We start from the raw sequence: 2,621 nt of genomic DNA, 5'->3' as shown, positions 1-2,621 counted from the left end.
TGTCTCTTATACACGTAGGAAGGGTGCTGTGAGCAGCGAGAACGAGCGGCCCGGGGAGCCCGGCGCCCGGTCCGGGGAGACCGGCGCCGGGGCGCCCGAGCAGCTTGCGCTCATCCGGGAGACCGTGCGCCGGGCGAAGGTGCCGCGCGCCAAGCCCCGGACCTGGCGGGGCGCCGAGCTCGCCGAGGAGCTGCCCGTCGCCCGGGTCCTGGTCAACAAGGGCGCCCTCCACCTCGACCAGTACTTCGACTACGCGGTACCGCGGGAGCTGGACGCCGACGCACGGCCCGGCGTCCGGGTCCGGGTGCGGTTCGGTGCCGGAGGGCGCCAGGTGCGGGGCGGGCGGCGCGAGGGCGGCGGACTCATCGACGGGTTCCTCGTCGAGCGGCGCGCCTCGTCCGACTACCAGGGCGCCCTCGCGGCCCTCGCGTACGTCGTCTCGCCGGAACCGGTGCTCGGCCCCGAGCTGCTCGCCCTGTCCCGCGCGGTCGCCGACCGCTACGCGGGCAGCCTCGCCGACGTGCTCCAGCTCGCCGTACCCCCAAGGAACGGCAGGGCCGAGGGCAGGCCGTCGCCCGCGCCCCTGCCGCCGCCTCCCGCCCCCTCGCCCGGCCCGTGGGAACGGTACGAGCAGGGCCCCGGTTTCCTGCGGGCGCTGGCCGAGGGCGGGGCGCCCCGGGCGGTGTGGACCGCGCTGCCGGGACCGCACTGGCCCGAGGAGACCGCCCGGGCCGTCGCCGCGACCCTCGCCTCGGGCCGGGGCGCGCTCGTCGTCGTCCCGGACGGCCGGACCGCGGGGCGGGTGGACGCGGCGCTCACCGCACTGCTGGGCAAGGGGCACCACGCGCTGCTCACCGCCGACTCCGGGCCCGAGAAGCGGTACGGACAGTGGCTCGCGGTCCGGCGTGGGTCGGTCCGGGCGGTGGTCGGGACCCGGGCCGCGATGTTCGCGCCGGTCGCCGACCTGGGCCTGGTGGCCGTCTGGGACGACGGCGACTCCAGCCACAGCGACGACCACGCCCCTTTCCCGCACGTCCGGGAGGTCCTGGAGCTGCGGGCCGCGCACAGCAGGTGCGCGTTCCTGCTCGGTGGCGTCAACTGCACCGTGGAAGCGGCCCAGTTGGTGGAGAGCGGCTGGGCGCTCCCGCTGCGCGCGGACCGCGATCGGGTGCGGGCCGCCGCCCCGCTGGTGCGGACGGTCGACGACGGCGAGCTGGCGCGGGACGAGGCGGCGCGTGCGGCCCGGCTGCCCAGCCTGGCCTGGCAGACCGTACGGGACGGGCTGCGCCGTGGCCCCGTACTGGTCCAGGTGCCGCGCCGGGGGTACGTCCCCCGGCTGGCCTGCGAGCGCTGCCGGGAGCCCGCGCGGTGCCGGCACTGCGCGGGCCCGCTGCAGGCGAGGGACCAGCGGGACCTCGACTGCGCGTGGTGCGGGACGGCCGAGACGTCCTGGCAGTGCCCGGCCTGCGGCGGCCTGCGGCTCAGAGCGCAGATCGTCGGGGCCCGCCGGACCGCCGAGGAGCTGGGCCGGGCCTTCCCGGACGTCCCGGTGCGGACCTCGGGCCGCGATCACGTACTCGACTCCGTACCGGACCAGCCCGCCCTGGTCGTCAGCACGCCCGGTGCCGAACCGGTGGCCGAGGGCGGCTTCGCGGCGGCGCTGCTGCTGGACGGCTGGGCGATGGTGGGCCGCCCCGACCTGCGGGCGGGCGAAGAGGCGTTGCGGCGCTGGACGGCGGCCGCCGCGCTGGTACGGGGGCAGCCGGACGGCGGCACGGTCGTGATCGTGGCCGAGCCGACCCTGCGACCCGTCCAGGCGCTGGTGCGCTGGGACCCCGTGGGACACGCCCGCCGCGAGCTCGCGGAACGGGCCGAGCTGGGCTTCCCGCCGGTGTCCCGGATGGCGGCGGTGACGGGCCCGCCCGAGGCGCTCGCCGCGTTCCTGACGGCGGTCGAGCTGCCGGCCGAGGCGGAGGTGCTGGGTCCCGTGCCGGTGCCCACGACGGCCGAGGGGCGGCCCCGCAGGCCGGGCGACGCCCCACCGGGCGAGACCTGGGAGCGGGCTCTGGTCAGGGTGCCGCCGGGGCGGGGTGCGGCACTCGCCACGGCGCTGAAGACGGCGTCGGCGGCGCGGACCGCCCGGGGGAACGCCGACCCGGTACGCATCAGGATCGACCCGCCGGACATCGGCTGAGGCGCCGTGCCGGGTCCCGCCCGCCGAGCGGGCCGCCGGGCCGACGGCCGTACGCGGGCCGAGCAGGCCGGCCGGCCCGCTCCGTGCGGCCCGAGCGTGCCAGGGTCCGTCCGCACCCTCGTCGCCGGCCGCGGTGGCCCGCCCGCCACGCCGCCGCCGGGTCCGGGGCGGCACGCGCCCCGGTAGAAGTACCGCCCGCTCCGCCGCCGCACACCGCGGCCCGTCGCCTGCCAGCCGTTGGACGGGCCCTGTCAGCCGTTGGACGGGCCTGTCAGCCGTTGCGCGGGCCCGGGAAGGCGCCGGGGCGCAGCTCCTCGCGGGGTGCCGGGCGGTCCGGTGCGAGAGGCGGCACGGGCTGGGGCGGCATGGAGCGTGCGGCCGGTACGACGGGCAGCGCGGCCGGAGCACCCGCCGCGGCCGGCTGCTT

General features: G+C 78.9%; 1 protein-coding gene. It reads left to right on the top strand.

Annotation, left to right across the window (positions count from 1 at the left end; all coding sequences use genetic code 11):
* Positions 1-28: 28 nt before the first annotated feature.
* A complete protein-coding gene (locus IH13_RS0115320; protein ID WP_031084756.1) occupies positions 29-2,194 on the top strand; it encodes a primosomal protein N' in 2,166 nt (721 codons plus the stop codon).
* Positions 2,195-2,621: the final 427 nt, after the last annotated feature.

It is taken from the genome of Streptomyces sp. NRRL WC-3549, assembly GCF_000721935.1.
Taxonomy (GTDB): Bacteria; Actinomycetota; Actinomycetes; order Streptomycetales; family Streptomycetaceae; genus Streptomyces.
Note: the sequence above shows the minus strand (reverse complement) of the source record. Positions and strands in the feature narration are given on the sequence as shown.